Below are 14,839 nucleotides of genomic sequence, written 5' to 3'. Positions count from 1 at the left end.
CAAGGACCTCGAATGCACAGCTCCCCAGTTCCCGCATGCCCTGAAACGGATGTCGTCGTCGTCGGCGAGGCCATAATCGACATCCGGCCAACACGGGTAGAACTGATCCGATCTCTGGAACTGGCCCAGACTTCCCGAAAGAACTCCGATGACTGAAACAACAACGCACCCTGCCGGCCCCGCCGAAGAAACCACCCCCAACTTCCGGCCGATACTTCACTACACAGCCAAGAACACTTGGCTGAACGACCCCAACGGACTGGTGTGGCACCAGGGCGTCTACCACCTCTTCTACCAAAACAACCCCTTCGACAACGTCTGGGGCAACATGTCCTGGGGACATGCCACCTCAACCGACCTTCTGCACTGGACCGAACACCCGGTTGCCATCGCCTGCGACGAGGAAGAAGACGTCTTTTCAGGCAGCGTCGTGGTGGACCACGGCAATACATCGGGATTCGGCACAGTGGAAGATCCGGCCTTGGTGGCCATCTACACGAGCGCCTTCAGGGAAGGATCGGTGCACCAAGGGACACAAGCCCAGTCTCTCGCGTTCTCCACGGATGCCGGCATGACGTGGAACAAATACGCAGGCAACCCGGTGCTTGGCCGCGGCTCGGCCCATTTCCGGGATCCCAAGGTGTTCCGCCACGAGGGACCGGCCGGTTCCTGCTGGATCATGGTGGCGGTGGAGGCCCGGCATCAGCAGGTTGTGCTGTACCGCTCGGCCAACCTCAAGGATTGGGAATACCTGAGCACCTTCGGCCCTGCAAACGCCGCAGGAGGCGAATGGGAATGCCCCGACCTGTTCCCGCTCCCCGTCGACGGAGACCCGGACAGCGTCAAGTGGGTCCTGGTGGTCAATATCAACCCGGGTGCAGTGGCCGGCGGCTCGGGAGGGCAGTACTTCGTCGGCGACTTCGATGGGGTGCAGTTCACCGCAGACTCTGATTCACTCGTTCCGGCGGATGCCGATGGGACCACGGATCTCAGACACTGCCTGTGGCTCGACTGGGGACGTGACTACTACGCCGCCGTCTCCTTCAGCAATGCCCCGGAGAACCGCCGCATCATGATCGGCTGGATGAACAACTGGGACTATGCCAACTCCTTGCCCACGTCTCCGTGGCGCTCCGGGATGTCGCTTGCCCGCGAGGTCGAGCTCGCGACGGTGGACGGTTTGCCGCGCCTGGTGCAGCGCCCGGTGCTGCCGTTGGACTGTGGGGAGCCGGCCCGCACCATCCAGGACGTGGAACTTCAGGACTCCCTGTTGCAACTGTCTGACGCGATGCCCGGATCAGCCCAGCTGATCGAGGCCGAGATCCTGCCCGGCACGGCCCGGACCGTTGCTCTCAGGCTTCTCGCCGCATCGGGCGGAAGCGCCGCAACGGTTCTCAGCTTTGATGCCGTGACGAGCCGGCTCACCCTGGATCGCCGCTACTCCGGAAACACCGCCTTCCACGGAAAGTTCGCGTCGGCTGAGTCCGCACCGGTGAAGCTCGACGGCGGCGTGCTAAGGCTACGTGTAATCGTCGACCAGTGCTCAGTGGAGGTCTTCGCCCAAGGCGGCAGGGTTGTCCTGAGCGATCTGGTGTTCCCCCGGTCCGGGAACCTGGGCACCGACGTGTGCGTGGAAGGCGGCACGGCCATTGTGCGGAAACTGGCCGTCACGGCCATGTCCTAATTGACAGCACCGCCCTGCAGTTCGGCGCATGGTCGGGGACACACCAACGGGCGCGGTGGGGCTCTTGAGATCTGCCCCAACCCCTCATGCAGGACCGGGAACGCTCATCGTGCGCCCCAGACAGGCAGAGATCTCTTCCGGGGCGGCCAGGCCCGGAGGGGCGGATCAGCATCTGGTCCCAGGGGCCCGGGTCCGGGGACCCGTCCCGGCGCGGGGTCCGGGTCCGGACCGGGACCCGGCGGAAATGGATTGGTGGGGTCAGGGGATTCAGGTGTTGGCTCCGGTTGGGGCGGAAACGGTTCGGGTTCGCGTTGTGGCGGTAGTGTCATGATCTGCTCCTTGGATTGTCCTTACAGGGGTCCGGATAGCACGCTCCAGATCTGTCCGGTCGGGCCGCTGTACTCGACTTCTCCCCGCCAGGCGCCGGGAGCGGTTATTCGGGTATTTCCATTTGAAAGCCGCAGATGCAGCGCTGGACCCGGGTGCGCAGATAGACCTCCAGGAGTCCGTTAGACGTCTGCTCTGTGGGCGCGTGCTCCGTGGTCATCGGCGCATAGATACTGTGCAGGGCGGAGTCGGTGGCCTGCATCGGCTCGCCGCAGTGGATGTACTTGCCGCCAAGCTGCAGGACCTCCGGGGTGCGCCGGGGTGCGCGTCGGTGCAGACGGGCCGCGGTCTGCGGGACGGTGGAAGATCTGAGGTAAGGCGGATGGCTTGCGTCCGGGCGGACGCCGCCCGGGAGATATGAATCGGAGATGGTCGACACTGACTGTTTCCTTTGGACGGGGAGGCTTCTGCCCGTTGCTGGAACCGTGCTCCCGAGTTCAGGCTAGACCCCGATCCGATGCACGGCAAGCATCCGATTTGCCCACCGGGCTCGCGGGCCGTTTCCGTACAGTCAGCATTTTGTGATGCTGGTGATGCTGGTGATGGCTAGACTAGAGCCAAACCAACAGCCGGGGGCGCCATGTCGAGGGGAATCTGCCTTGTCATCGAAGATGACGAGGACATCGCCGGCCTGATCAGCCTCATACTCACGCGCGAAGGGTTTACCGTACGCTCCGTCCGGACAGCTTCTGCCGCCCTCCACCAGCTACGCGGCCTGAAGCCGGCACTCATCACTCTCGATCTGGGATTGCCTGACCTGGACGGGCTGCAGATCGCCAAAGACATCCGCGAACTCAGTCCGGCACCACTGCTGATGATCACTGCACGCGCCACTGCCAGCGACCAGTACAACGGCATGGCCGCCGGTGCTTCCGCTTACCTCAACAAGCCATTCCGCCCCGCCGAGCTCAGGGACGCAGTCACCAAGCTCTCGCCTGCCCGCAGCGCCACGTAGCAGCGCTCCCTGCCGCCGCGATGGGGGCAAAAGGCTGGCGCCCACACCGACGAGCCCACGCAGAGAGCCCTAATGCGGTGACGGATGTTCGAAGGGCAGTCGTAGCATTGGGCGTATGAAGGTTCGGAAGGTCCAGGGATGCTCAGGGCGGAAACTGCAATGACCACTGACAGGGACCGGGACGCTTCAAGGCGCCCGCGACAGGCCCGGCCACGTGACGCCCTCGGGCGGCCACTGCCGTATGGAAGCGCTGGCGTCGAACCGGTCTCGGAGGAGCCGCTGCCGCCGGAGCAGACTTTGGTCTCAGCCAAGAGCTTGGTGGAAGCCGGCCGACCCTTCGCCGCCCATGAGGTCCTCGAGGCCCGCTGGAAAGCTGGGCCCGCCGAAGAACGCAACCTATGGCAAGGACTCGCCCAAATCTGCGTCGGTCTCACCCACGCCGCCCGGGGTAACAGCGTTGGCGCGCTCCGGCTTTTCGAGCGTGGCACGGCCCGACTCGAGGAGTACGGTTCCAGCGAAGGGCCGACCTACGGGCTCGACCTGTCCGCCGTTGTGAATTGCGCACGCGATCGGATGCAGACCGGCCACTGAAAGGGCGACCAACAGCCTCGTGAAATCGGCCCGGATGGGGCCTTTCGTTCAGCTAGGGATTGCGGCGTTCGACGGTTGCGCCAACCGCGTCGAGCAGGGCGTCAACGCCCAGGAAGAAGACCTCGCGGTCACGCAGAGCAAGCAGCTGCTCCCGCAGCGCGTTGATCTGCGGATGCGAAACCTCGGCGCCCTCGCCGCGTTCGTGGCCCTGACCGTCTGGTACGTCAACGACTCCCAGCTCTGGCTCCTCGTCGTCGTCACCGCCCTGGCCCTCGGGCTGGGCTGGCATCTGGTGGCCTCGATCGACGGCGGTGACATGCCGGTGGTCGTGGCCATGCTCAACAGCTACTCCGGCTGGGCCGCGGCCGCGGCTGGTTTCCTGCTGAACAACGACCTGCTCATCATTACCGGCGCCCTTGTCGGTTCCTCGGGTGCGTACCTGTCCTGCATCATGTGCAAAGCCATGAACCGGTCCTTTATCTCCGTGATTGCCGGCGGCTTCGGCATTGCGGCACCCTCCGCGGCCGATGCCGAGTACGGTGAGCACCGCGAAATCACGGCCCAGGCAACCGCGGAGATGCTGACCAACGCCTCCAGCGTGGTCATTACACCCGGCTACGGTATGGCCGTCGCCCAGGCGCAGTACCCAGTCGCAGAACTCGCCCACCAGCTGCGCGAACGCGGCGTAGACGTCAGGTTCGGCATCCATCCCGTCGCCGGACGCCTTCCCGGGCAGATGAACGTGCTCATCGCCGAAGCCAAAGTCCCCTACGACATCGTCCTGGAAATGGACGAGATCAACGAAGACCTCGGCGACACCTCCGTGGTCCTCGTCATCGGCGCCAACGACACAGTCAACCCCTCCGCCGCCGAGGACCCGTCCAGCCCCCATCGCCGGCATGCCCGCCCTGCGGGTCTGGGAGGCTGAGAACGTCGTGGTGTTCAAGCGGTCCATGGCCGCTGGATACGCCGGCGTCCAAAACCCTCTGTTCTTCCGCGATAACTCCCAGATGCTCTTCGGCGACGCCAAAGCACGCGTCGAAGACATCCTCCGCGCCTTCTGACCGGCGTCCCATACAGCAAGCAATCAACGCGCAGCTACGGCAGTGCCACTACGAAGGACTAATGCGATGACCAGAATGTTTATCATCGGACCTCCAGGCTCCGGCAAGGGTACGCAGGCCGAACGCATCTCGGAACGCGTTGGGGTCGTTGCGATCTCCACCGGTGATATCTTCCGTGCCAACGTCAAGGGTGAGACGCCGCTGGGCGTCAAGGCCAAGAAGTACATGACGCCGGGGATTTCGTTCCGGACAGCGTAACGAACAGGATGGTGCGGGACCGCCTCAGTGTAAGCGACGTCGACGACGGCTTCCTTCTGGACGGTAACCCCCGCACCACTGCACAGGTGGATTACCTGGACGGGATTCTCGCCGAAGGCGGCCAGAGCGTCGACGTCGTGCTCCAGCTGACCGCGGACGACGAGGAACTCGTTGCATACGGCTTCTGGGCCGTGCGAAGGAATCTTGACGCAGCGACGACAATGAGGCGGTCATCCGCCACCGCCTGGACCTCTACCGTGAGCAGACCGAGGCCGTTGTGGCCGCGTACGCCGAGCGCGGCATCCTGACCCAGGTGAACGGCATTGGCTTCATAGACGAGGTTACCGACCGTGTCATGCGGGCCATCAAAGTTTTCCGGGCGGTCTGAACGGCAGGCTCCTCGAAGGATCCCCCCATATACAGAGGAGCCAAGTGGGTGGCCATTATCGGAACCTAAGGTCGGCGTCGGCGATCCCGGCCACGGCGTAGTCCTGGGTCACCCCCGCCGTGGTGCCGAAAGCGCGAACGGGCCGTACCCTCACCGAGGGTGCGGGCCCGTACGTCACTGGCGTGTCAGCGTTTTGATTATTGCTCCCCGGGCTTGCGGGGCGCGGCCAAGGCCTCGTGGCGGTAGCTGTCCAACAGCCTTGTGGGCCGGAATTCATCAAAAAGCGGCTCGGCTCAGCAAATACCTCCCCTGCGACTGCCGGTCCCAAGAACGGGGCCAAGGTCACGCCGCTGTGAGTGACGACGAGGTAAAGCCAGGGCCTGGACGGGACGGCGCCGATGACACTGCGCCCATCAGCAGGCATGGCTCGGACTCCGGCATGGAGTTCGGTGATGTGAGCGTTTCCTGTGTTCTTCAGGATCTCTTGGAGCCGCCGGACAAACTCGCGTGCCAAATCCGAACCGATGGCAGGGACAGTATCAGCCGACGCGGTCGTATCAAGATCGAGCGCCTGCAGTAACAAGCGCCCACCGCCAGCAGGGCGAACGTTAAGCTTCGGGCTGGTGAGAACCCGGTCTATGGCTACAGGCAGGGGGGTCGTGACGGCGAGATACCCCACTGTCACATCTCCTGGCTCTTGGTACTCGGTGACAACCGGACCCAATCCTGCTGCTGCTGTGATGTCATTCGTCCACCGTCCAACGGCACTGATCACTTGGTCCACGAGGATACTGGTGCCGTCGCTGAGGATGACGTTCACGCCCTCAGCAGTCTCTTCAAATGATGCCACGGCCGTTCCGACGCGAAGACAAACACCGAGCTGCTTGGCACGCCGGAGTTGGTGACGTATGTAAAGGGCCGGGTAGCAGTGTGCTTCGTTCGGGAAGTGCGCTACGGCGGTGCAGTCCTCAGGAACGATCAGGTCCGGGATGAGTTCGCTGGCGGTTGAGCTGCTGATGCCTGTAACTTCGTACCCCAATTGACCCAACCGTTCCAATCGGCGCTGGAGTTCGTCGGCGTGCTCAGGCGTAGCGGCGAGTTCGATGTGACCGGTGGGTCGAAACCAGTCCGCACCGGTGCCGGCAAGCCGGTGGTGTGCTTCAAGGCCGGCGCGGTTTAGTTCGTATTAGCCTACGGTTCCTTGCCATTCGAATTAACCCATGCGTAAGTGATTGAGGAAGTCCCGGAGCCCGGGGCGTTCTTGTCGATAAGCATTACATCAGCCCCACGGGCAGCTGCCTCGGCGGCGATGGAGACGCCGATTACTCCTGCTCCGATAACGGCGATTTTCATTAATAATTCCTTAGGCGGTGGTGGTGTGGTTTCCCATGGCAAGTTCCTCTGTTACTAGGTGCGGGTTGCGGAGAGTCGGGCCACCTGGGCGGGTTGGAGGGGTCGCGTCGCGTGGCCTTGGAGGAGAAAGAACACTCGTGCTGTTTCTTCTACTTCCTCAACAGCGTCCACTGCTTGTGCCAGGGAAGGCGCGGAAACGATCGGTCCATGGTTCGCCAGCAGCAGGGCGCGGGTCGATTCTGCGGCTTTTTGGGCCGCCTCGCCCAGGCCTTGGTCTCCCGGTGCGAAATAAGGCAACCGGACGAGCCGTCCGACCCTCATTACAAAATAGGCCGTCAAGGGTGGCAGAACGTCATCGTCGTCCAGGTCGTCCAGGCATGAAAGGGCGGTGGCATAGGTGGAATGCAGATGGACTGCGGCATGGTCCTGCGGCCTCGCCCGGTACATCGCCAGGTGCAGGAATGCCTCTTTGGACGGGCGGGCTCCGGACAGGTGTTCACCGGTGTCGGAGACCATGGCCAGATCGTCTGTTGTGAGTTCACCCAGGGAGGCGTTGGTCGGCGTGACCAGCATTCCGCCCCCCACCCGGGCGCTGAGGTTTCCGGATGTTCCCCTGGTTAGTCCTCTTTGGTGCAGGGACCTGGCCAGTCGGACGAGCTCGTTGCGGCTATCCATGTCGGTCACCGGTTGTGGTCCCATGCGTCAAGGAAAAGTCCCGGCATTCCGAGGTTTCCGGATTTGAGCAGGATGGACAGCCCGGGGTCAGTTTCCGTTTTCAGCCATGGCACGCCGGGAGAGACTTCCTTGCCGACACGGGCTGTGGTGATGCCGAGCCTGCGGACGACAGCGCCGGAGGTTTCTCCGCCGGCGACGATAAGTTGGCGGCAGCCTAAGCCGACGAGCCCTTCGGCGATCGTGGAAAGACTGTCTTCGGTTATCTCCGCGGCGCGGGCCCGACCAAGTTGCCTTTGCGCTCTTGAGACTTCCTGTGGGGAGGCGGTGGAATGGATCAGGATCGGGCCGTCCGCAAGATTCTCCCACGCGAACAGCAGCGCTTCGGTGACGACGTCGTGTCCTTCCACGATGGCCACAGGGTCAACCAGGAAACAGGGGCGGAACTGCCGGAACGTGTCGATCTGGACGTTCGTCATCTCCGAGCAGCTGCCGGCGACGACGGCGGCCGGGCCCGTTGGCCTCGCGGCGCTCGCCGATTCTGCGTGGACGCGGAACCCGCGGGCAGCTGCCAGCCCACCGACCAGTCCCGATCCGCCGGTGACAAGCGGGTGATCGAGCACTGCAGTCCCCAGCACTGCCAGGTGGCTGTAAGTAAGAGTGTCAACGACGGCGTACTGGGTACCTTGGCCGCTCAGGGTCTGGAAGTGGGATTGAACTGTGGGGGCACCGGCTTCTATCGCGCTGGTGCCGATGTGGCCCACGAGGTTTTTGGTTTGGGCCTGGAGCAGCCTTGGCACGCTCGAATCGGTCATCGGGGTCAGCGGGTGGTTCCGCATGGATGATTCCTGGAGCAGGTCCGTGCCTGCAAACAGCACACCGTTGTACACGGTCCGCCGCAGTGCAGGAGTACCGGGAGCGACGACTGTGATCTGGCCGGCCGGGACGAACTCTTTGCGCAGGGCGTCGGCCACCGGGCCGATGTTGCCTTCCGGGGTTGAGTCGAACGTGGAGCAGTATTTGAAGTACAGCTGCTGGACGCCTCGGGACTTGAGGGCGCGTGCCGCGGCCAGGGACTCTTCTACAGCCTCGGCGGCGGGAACGCTGCGGATCTTCAGGGAAACGACTATGCAGTCGACATCGTGCAGCTGCATCGACGGGTCGGGGAGGCCGAAGGTCTGCACAACCCGCATCCCGGCGCCCACCAGAGTGCCGGCCACGTCGGAGGCTCCGGTGAAGTCGTCTGCTATAACTCCCAGCCATGGGACATTCGCTGTCATTTCAGTGTTTGACATAGTCGGGTCCTTCTCGGGTAGTGACGTAATTAGGAGTCTTTGGAAGGGAAGAGAGTGCTGAGCTGGGACATCCCGGAGTCGGGGGAAGTAAGGACGGTGGGTCCTCCGGCCTGATCCTGGGTGTGCTCAATGACGCGAGCCATGGACGCTTGGGCGAGAACGACGACGTCGCATTCCGCTGCCAGTTCTGAGAAAGCGGTGAGCACCAACCTGTCATGCATCGCCCGGTCGCCTGCGCGGAGGGCGGAGAAAGCGCCGTCGACTATTCTGGCGGTGATGGTTGGCGTCATGTCCTGCCTTTTGGCTGAGTCCTGGACGAGCCGCGTGGTTGGTCCAAGGGTCGCAGACAGGGTCGCGAGCACGCCGATCCTGTCGCCGGATAGTACGGCGACCTCGGCCATTGGAGTGTCGATGCGCAGGACAGGGATGGAGACGAAGTCGGCGGCAGCGGTTGCAGCTTCGCCGATGGAGGAGCAGCTGACTAGCAATGCCTGTGCACCGGATTCCTCGGCGTAGCGGGCATAGTTGACCAGCCGCCGTCGAACATGTCCTGGCGTTGTTCCGTGGGCAATGGTGTCCTGGAGCAATGACTCGTCCACGTAGTGCAGGACGCGGAGGCCGGCAACCGTCTCCCGGGCCCGGGCTTCCATGTCCGTTACCAGGCCAGGCACCGTGTGCAGCATTGCGATGGTGTTCAAGGGTGAGTTCATGATCTTCTTTCTGCTCTTTGCAGCGACTGATGAAACTGCAGCATCGTGAGGGGGGTCATGGTTGCGTCTCTTCCTTTTTGAGCGCCGTGATCCCGATTCCGGGTTTGCCTCTGAGTGCACTACCGGCTGTGCTTCCGGTCAAACCAGCGTAGGACACAAGAAGATGCTGATTAACAGCACATAAGGGAATGCAATATTTCTAAAAACGCAAGAAGCAGGAGATCGTCCGCGTGACGGCACAAAAATGCTCCCCGGGAGACTGATTTCTCAATCCAACTTCCGGGGAGCAATCCAGCGTGGTTAAGGACTCTTGCCCGCCAAGTGGGTTTCCGGGATTATTCGGCAGCGGCGGGAACATCAAGAACGAGGCGAGCAACTGACCGCCGCGATCAATGGATCGAAAGCCCATTTCCTACTTCTTTCGTTTTTGGAAACAATGCTTTGCTTCAAGTGCGACTAGTCGTGAGCTTCTTGTCTGGTACGTTCGTGTGACTGGAAGTCCACCAAGCCCGGACTCGGGATGTCGCATTAGCGAGTGAAAGATGGGAAGGAGCAGTCATGGTGCAGGCGATCACAATGAGCGACGCTGGAACGCGACTTGATCCTGCTGCGGTGCCGGAGACGCGAGCGGGCCGCACCCCCATGAGGGTACGGCCCGCCACAGTTTAGCGTCAGGTCAGATGATGATCAGTCGAAGCCGTGGCAGTAGACCTTGCGGATGGTCTCGGTGACCACCCAGCGGCCCGACCAGCCCTTGGGCTGCACGACCACGTCGCCGGCAGAGACCTCATAAACGTTGCCGGTATCGCCGTCTGTTACGGTCACGCGGCCGCTCACGATGTAGCACAGCTCGGTGTCCTCGCGAGGGGTGATGTCCCAGCCGCCGGGCTGGCATTCCCAGACACCGGTCTTGACCTCGGTGTCGAACTTCAGGATTGCCGTCTTTGGATCACCTGAGTCGTAGCCGGCGCGGTAGCCGTTGGGCTCGAGCTCGCCCTGAACCTCAGCTGCAGGGACGTATACGTATGGACGCATGGTTTTTCCTTCCAGTGGATCGTGAATTGTTGACAATTCTACTCTATTGGATCAGCACGCGTCTATCACACCCCGATTCAAAACCCCTTCACATCGCCGCAGTTGATGCGCCCCTTAAGTTCGGGCCGCGTCCAGCAGTTGCGCACGCGACCAGGGGCACGCAGTGTCCGTGACGAGCTGGTGGATCTTCCTCCTCAGCCCGCCCCTGCAGCGGTCCGCGCCATGGTCGGCCTCACACTAAGAACCGATCCTCGCCGCAAGGCCCTGCCTCAGATGCTCGATGGCCGCGGTGATCCGGCGTGGTGTCCTGTCCGTGGAGGGGTAGAGGGCGTAAATGTCGGCGCTGGGCGTCTGGACGTCCGGAAGGACCTGCTGAAGTACTCCCTGCTGGATCAGCGGGTTGACGTGCCACGTAGATCGCATGATCAAGCCGAGGCCCTGGATGCACCAGTCCGTCACCACATCCCCGTCGTCACTGATCATGCTTCCCCTGACGTCGACGTATTCCTGCTCCTTCTCGCCAAAGCGCCACAGTGAATAGTCGCTATTGTTTTCTCGCAGGACGATGCAGTTGTGCCGCTCCAGGTCCCTAATGGTCTGCAGCGGCGGGGCGCTGTCAAAGTAGCTGGGCGCCGCGCACACAATCCTCCGGTTCCGTGCCAGCAGTTTTGCCTTGAGCCTGGAGTCGGACAGTCCTCCGACCCGGATGGCGATGTCGAAATTCGTACCCGAGATGTTCAAAGGCAGCGGAGAAAGCCCCAGGTCTATCTCGATCAAAGGGTGCTGCCGGACGAACTCCCCCAGCAGCGGCGCAATGTGCTTACGTCCGATCCCCAGGCTCGAATGCACAGTAATGCGTCCCTTGAGCTCACCATGCTGCATGGACAGGGCTTCTTCGAGATCGGTTTTCTGCTGCAGGATGGTCAAGGCGCCTGTGGCATAGAGCTGCCCCTCTTCCGTGAGCGTCAGCCGGCGGGTGCTGCGCCGGACCAGTGGTACCCCCAGCCGCGACTCAAGTGCGGCGAGGCGTTTGCTCACAGCTGACACCGACTTTCCCCAGTTCCTCGCCGCTTCTGTCAGGCTCTGGGAACGGGAAATCTGTTCAAAGAAATCCAAATCGTCGATTGATGTAAGGTCCATGACGTCTTCTTTCGTTTTTGGAAACAATGCATTCTCTCATGGGCTATTAATCATCACCTTCTTGTGTCGTACGCTGATCTGACTGGAAGCACAGCCGAAGTTGGTGCCCTTCAGAGGCAGACCCGGGATCGGGACAACGGCTTGTAATAAGGGAAAGCAAGGTATGGGCATGACTGCACTCGAAGCGGACGTTGTGATCGTCGGAGTTGGCTCAGTAGGAAGCATGGCGAGTTGGCAACTCGCCTCCCGTGGTCAGCGGGTAATTGGAGTAGACAGGTTTTCGATCCCCGGCCCCTTCTCTGCCTACGCCGGCGAATCGCGCCTTTTTCGCAAGGTCTACGCGGAAGGCGGGCATTACACACCCCTTTTGCAAAGGTCGCAGGACCTGTGGCGTGACCTGGAAAAAATCAGCGGTACCCGGCTGCTCAACACTACGGGCGCTGTCACGATCTATGACGAGCACAATCCGCGGCTGGCATCGCTCCTTGCCGCCGGGAAAGACAATGACCTTGACTACGAGATGCTCCGGGGCGACGAAGCCAGGGCAAGGTATCCCGAACACGTAATCAGGGACATGGATGTCACGATCTTTGACCCTGAGGGTGGCTACCTGCATTCAGAGAAGGCCGTGACCGCCGCACTCGTGGAGGCCACCCGGCTTGGTGCCAAGTTCCTGGGAAACCGGAAGGCGCACAGCGTTGAGCCGTACGGTGACCGGTACATCGTGCGGACCGATCAAGAAGAAATCATCGCCTCCCGGGTGATCGTCTCGCAGGGCAATGGTGCGGGAGCGGTGTGCAAGGAACTCGGTGTTCACCTTTCCGTCCTGCCGCAGATCCTGACATGGTTCCCCGTTGTGGATCCGACAGCATTCTGCAGGGAAGAAATGCCGGTCTTCCTCAGGAGGGCGGAGGAAGACGGAAGGTCGGACAACGCCCAGTTCTACGGGTTCCCGAGCGCTGACGGTTGGACAGTAAAAGTCGTCGCGAGCATATTTCTGGACGAAGTTGAGTCCATGGAAAAGCCTCCCACCTGGGATCCTCAGCATTTGGACACCATCCGGGCATGGGTCCGGGAGTTCATTCCGGGACTGATTCCGGACCCGGTGCGGGTTGCCACGTGCGCGGACGGTCATTTGCCTGATACGACCGCGCTGTTCGGCACAGTGCCCGGAATGGAAGGCGTCGTCGTGGCGGCCGGCTTCTCCGGCCACGGATTCAAGATGGCTTCTGCACTGGGAGCTATTGCCGCCGACATCCTGCTGGACGGAACAACGGCCACCGACGTCAGTTTCATGAACCCAGCACGGTTCCTCGGACCCGACACGCGACTCACGTCACTGGCTCTGAGCCAAGGGCAGCACTGATCGTTCAACAAAGGTGATCCATTACCGGTCGGCAATTGTTGAAATCTCAACCCGCAAAAAATACAAAACAACTAGGAACGGACTAATAATGGCAGACACGAACTTCCGGCCAAAGTACATCTCTTATGATGTCTACGGCACGCTGATCAACTTCAACATTTATCCCACCACCCAGCGCCTGCTCGGTGACCGCATCCCGGACGATCAGTGGCTGGTCTTCAAGAAGGTTTTCCGTGCATACCGGTTTGACGAAGTCAATGGCGACTACAAGCCCTACGAGCAGATCCTTCAGGATGCCTTTGACCGCGCATGCAAGCGGTTTGACATCGGGCCGACCCCCGGTGCCGGCGCAGAGCTCGCTGAGGCTGTACGCAACGCCGTTGCCCACGAGGACGTGCCGGCTGCGCTGAAGCTCCAGGGCGACAACTACAAGCTGGTGGCTCTGTCCAACGCCGACGAAAGCTTCCTGGACATCAGCATTCCCAAGCTCGGTGCAGATTGGCACGCCGTGCTTACCGCCGAGCAGGCCGGGGCCTACAAGCCGCGACTCCAGGCGTTTGAGTACATGCTGGACACCCTGAACGCCAAGCCAGAGGACTTCCTGCATGTCTCCTCGCACCCACTGTACGACCACATCCCGATGTACAACCTGGGTTTCCGGGACCTTGTCATGCTTGACCGTGGCGCTGAACCCTTCGCCGATGGCTACAACATCTTCACCGTCAAGTCCTTGGACGAGCTGAACAAGCACCTGGGTCTCTGAACCCCGGGCCAAGACCTGTTCAGAGAAGTGAGACGGACTGGCTAGATACGAGCGCTAGCTGCGAGGGCCTGAGCACGGTATTGCACCGGGCTCAGGCCCTTTGGCTTTTTAAAGACTCTTTCAACGCTCTATCAGTGAACGCACCTACAGTCCCCGGCAAGGTTTCGCCGGTTGGTTTTCCCCGGTTATTCGGTTGTGGCGGGAACATCCGCCACAACCCACATCTTCCGGAGCGTTTCGTGGATGGTTTAGTGACCCTCCCAGCCCGCGGGGTCACGAAGAGGGTACCGGGTCCGATATCGAAGCTGTTGCCGTCCGGTTCGGTAATGGTTCCGCACCCGCTGAGGATCGAGAAGACGGGCATCTTGCAAAGCCCAGCGTCCGAGCCTTTGACGCCGAGGAAAGCCTCGTCGATTCCTGGACAGGCATCTCGTCTGCGTTGGCTCAGTCGCCAGGGCGCCGTTCAAAGCCGTCCTGCTCTTACGCGAAGCACCCGTCCGGCAGGATCCAAGGCCCAAAAAGGAAGAGACTGTTCAACAGTTGAAATTTGGACTGTTCTACTGTTGACATTGGACGACATTCAGAGTTTTATTAGTGGTGCAGAACGAGATACAAATCACAGCTGGCGTGAAGCGTCGGAGACCACGCCTCGCCCATGGCATAAGGATCCCGAAGGGCATCAAAAAGCCTGCACCTGCTACAGGGCGCGCCTCTGCCACTGAAGGCCATTTGAAGGGAAGCATCATGAAGACTTGTAATAAGATCCAGACGGCGGCTGCGGGGCTTGTTGTCCTGTTGGCTTTGAGTGGCTGTGGCGGCGCGGCTACGGGCACGTCGGGGGCGGACATTCCGAAGACGCAGAACACTCGTGATGTCTCCGAGGGTGTCCAGCCCGATCCGGCCGCGGTCGCGTTGTTGCCGGAGTCCTTCAAGGCCAAGGGTCAACTGACGGTGGCGATGGATCTGAGTTCCCCGCCCATGACGTTCCTGGCCGAGGACAACTCCACCCCGATCGGCGTAAACCCGGACCTCGCCCGTCTGGTGGCCAAAAAGCTGGGCCTGAAGCTGAAGTTCGAGAACACAGCGTTCGACACGATCATTCCCGGTATCGACGGCGGCCGGTACGACTTCACCGCCACCACGATGTCCGCCACCGAAGAGCGGCTGAAGGTCCTGGA

Annotated in this window: 14 protein-coding genes and 3 pseudogenes; 9 read left to right on the top strand and 8 right to left on the bottom strand. The window is 61.7% G+C overall.

What is annotated here, in order from left to right:
* Positions 1 to 12 precede the first annotated feature (12 nt).
* Complete coding sequence (locus J2S97_RS03375; RefSeq protein WP_307046596.1) at positions 13 to 156, top strand: hypothetical protein; 144 nt, start codon at positions 13 to 15, stop codon at positions 154 to 156.
* Positions 149 to 1,684, top strand: coding sequence for a glycoside hydrolase family 32 protein (locus tag J2S97_RS03370; protein ID WP_307046594.1), 1,536 nt, complete (start codon positions 149 to 151; stop codon positions 1,682 to 1,684). The genes J2S97_RS03375 and J2S97_RS03370 overlap by 8 nt, the downstream gene beginning before the upstream one ends.
* 433 nt (positions 1,685 to 2,117) lie before the next feature.
* Here the strand turns inward: J2S97_RS03370 and J2S97_RS03365 are convergent, their stop codons facing one another.
* A complete protein-coding gene (locus J2S97_RS03365; RefSeq protein WP_307046592.1) occupies positions 2,118 to 2,450 on the bottom strand; it encodes a hypothetical protein in 333 nt (110 codons plus the stop codon).
* A gap of 201 nt (positions 2,451 to 2,651) precedes the next feature.
* On the opposite strand from J2S97_RS03365, the gene J2S97_RS03360 reads away from it, so the two are divergent.
* From J2S97_RS03360 to J2S97_RS03345, 4 genes and pseudogenes are all read left to right on the top strand, one after another.
* Positions 2,652 to 3,026, top strand: a complete 375-nt coding sequence (locus J2S97_RS03360) for a response regulator transcription factor (protein WP_307046590.1) — start codon at positions 2,652 to 2,654, stop codon at positions 3,024 to 3,026.
* A gap of 159 nt (positions 3,027 to 3,185) precedes the next feature.
* Positions 3,186 to 3,617 (top strand): DUF309 domain-containing protein, encoded by a 432-nt coding sequence (locus J2S97_RS03355; RefSeq protein ID WP_307046588.1) that lies wholly within the window; start codon positions 3,186 to 3,188, stop codon positions 3,615 to 3,617.
* 178 nt (positions 3,618 to 3,795) lie between these two features.
* Positions 3,796 to 4,681, top strand: a pseudogene (locus J2S97_RS03350) (NAD(P)(+) transhydrogenase (Re/Si-specific) subunit beta); the annotation flags it as partial.
* A gap of 66 nt (positions 4,682 to 4,747) precedes the next feature.
* Positions 4,748 to 5,327: pseudogene (locus tag J2S97_RS03345) on the top strand (adenylate kinase).
* A 55-nt stretch (positions 5,328 to 5,382) separates the two neighbouring features.
* Here the strand turns inward: J2S97_RS03345 and J2S97_RS23945 are convergent.
* The 7 genes and pseudogenes from J2S97_RS23945 to J2S97_RS03315 form a co-directional block, all read right to left on the bottom strand.
* Positions 5,383 to 6,498: pseudogene (locus tag J2S97_RS23945) on the bottom strand (NAD(P)/FAD-dependent oxidoreductase); the annotation flags it as partial.
* A 20-nt stretch (positions 6,499 to 6,518) separates the two neighbouring features.
* On the bottom strand, positions 6,519 to 6,680 hold the full coding sequence (locus J2S97_RS03340) for an FAD-dependent oxidoreductase (RefSeq protein WP_307046586.1): 162 nt from the start codon (positions 6,678 to 6,680) through the stop codon (positions 6,519 to 6,521).
* Positions 6,681 to 6,734: 54 nt separating this feature from the next.
* Entirely contained in the window at positions 6,735 to 7,355 is a 621-nt protein-coding gene (otnC, locus tag J2S97_RS03335) for a 3-oxo-tetronate 4-phosphate decarboxylase (RefSeq protein ID WP_307046584.1), read from the bottom strand.
* 5 nt (positions 7,356 to 7,360) lie between these two features.
* On the bottom strand, positions 7,361 to 8,647 hold the full coding sequence (otnK, locus tag J2S97_RS03330) for a 3-oxo-tetronate kinase (RefSeq protein WP_307046581.1): 1,287 nt from the start codon (positions 8,645 to 8,647) through the stop codon (positions 7,361 to 7,363).
* 29 nt (positions 8,648 to 8,676) lie between these two features.
* On the bottom strand, positions 8,677 to 9,357 hold the full coding sequence (locus tag J2S97_RS03325) for an aspartate/glutamate racemase family protein (RefSeq protein ID WP_307046579.1): 681 nt from the start codon (positions 9,355 to 9,357) through the stop codon (positions 8,677 to 8,679).
* Positions 9,358 to 10,044: 687 nt separating this feature from the next.
* Positions 10,045 to 10,392 (bottom strand): cupin domain-containing protein, encoded by a 348-nt coding sequence (locus J2S97_RS03320; RefSeq protein ID WP_307046577.1) that lies wholly within the window; start codon positions 10,390 to 10,392, stop codon positions 10,045 to 10,047.
* Between the two features lie 237 nt (positions 10,393 to 10,629).
* Positions 10,630 to 11,532 (bottom strand): LysR substrate-binding domain-containing protein, encoded by a 903-nt coding sequence (locus J2S97_RS03315; RefSeq protein WP_307046575.1) that lies wholly within the window; start codon positions 11,530 to 11,532, stop codon positions 10,630 to 10,632.
* A gap of 169 nt (positions 11,533 to 11,701) precedes the next feature.
* Here J2S97_RS03315 and solA point away from each other — a divergent pair, with 169 nt between their 5' ends.
* From solA to J2S97_RS03300, 3 genes are all read left to right on the top strand, one after another.
* Entirely contained in the window at positions 11,702 to 12,898 is a 1,197-nt protein-coding gene (solA, locus tag J2S97_RS03310; RefSeq protein WP_307046573.1) for an N-methyl-L-tryptophan oxidase, read from the top strand.
* Between the two features lie 88 nt (positions 12,899 to 12,986).
* Positions 12,987 to 13,661 (top strand): haloacid dehalogenase type II, encoded by a 675-nt coding sequence (locus tag J2S97_RS03305; RefSeq protein WP_307046570.1) that lies wholly within the window; start codon positions 12,987 to 12,989, stop codon positions 13,659 to 13,661.
* A 744-nt stretch (positions 13,662 to 14,405) separates the two neighbouring features.
* The coding region (locus J2S97_RS03300; RefSeq protein WP_307046568.1) for a transporter substrate-binding domain-containing protein at positions 14,406 to 14,839 on the top strand (434 nt) is incomplete at its 3' end.

It is taken from the genome of Arthrobacter oryzae, assembly GCF_030812315.1.
Classification (GTDB): domain Bacteria; phylum Actinomycetota; class Actinomycetes; order Actinomycetales; family Micrococcaceae; genus Arthrobacter; species Arthrobacter oryzae_B.
This window is presented reverse-complemented; position numbering and strand designations above follow the sequence as displayed.

What these genes read in the sequence shown, in the direction of transcription:
- J2S97_RS03370 (WP_307046594.1), top strand. Translation starts at nt 149, where the DNA reads ATGACTGAAACAACAACGCACCCTGCCGGCCCCGCCGAAGAAACCACC.
- otnK (WP_307046581.1), bottom strand. Translation starts at nt 8,647, where the DNA reads ATGTCAAACACTGAAATGACAGCGAATGTCCCATGGCTGGGAGTTATA.
- J2S97_RS03375 (WP_307046596.1), top strand. Translation starts at nt 13, where the DNA reads ATGCACAGCTCCCCAGTTCCCGCATGCCCTGAAACGGATGTCGTCGTC.
- J2S97_RS03305 (WP_307046570.1), top strand. Translation starts at nt 12,987, where the DNA reads ATGGCAGACACGAACTTCCGGCCAAAGTACATCTCTTATGATGTCTAC.
- J2S97_RS03340 (WP_307046586.1), bottom strand. Translation starts at nt 6,680, where the DNA reads ATGAAAATCGCCGTTATCGGAGCAGGAGTAATCGGCGTCTCCATCGCC.
- solA (WP_307046573.1), top strand. Translation starts at nt 11,702, where the DNA reads ATGACTGCACTCGAAGCGGACGTTGTGATCGTCGGAGTTGGCTCAGTA.
- otnC (WP_307046584.1), bottom strand. Translation starts at nt 7,355, where the DNA reads ATGGATAGCCGCAACGAGCTCGTCCGACTGGCCAGGTCCCTGCACCAA.
- J2S97_RS03355 (WP_307046588.1), top strand. Translation starts at nt 3,186, where the DNA reads ATGACCACTGACAGGGACCGGGACGCTTCAAGGCGCCCGCGACAGGCC.
- J2S97_RS03320 (WP_307046577.1), bottom strand. Translation starts at nt 10,392, where the DNA reads ATGCGTCCATACGTATACGTCCCTGCAGCTGAGGTTCAGGGCGAGCTC.
- J2S97_RS03325 (WP_307046579.1), bottom strand. Translation starts at nt 9,357, where the DNA reads ATGAACTCACCCTTGAACACCATCGCAATGCTGCACACGGTGCCTGGC.
- J2S97_RS03315 (WP_307046575.1), bottom strand. Translation starts at nt 11,532, where the DNA reads ATGGACCTTACATCAATCGACGATTTGGATTTCTTTGAACAGATTTCC.
- J2S97_RS03360 (WP_307046590.1), top strand. Translation starts at nt 2,652, where the DNA reads ATGTCGAGGGGAATCTGCCTTGTCATCGAAGATGACGAGGACATCGCC.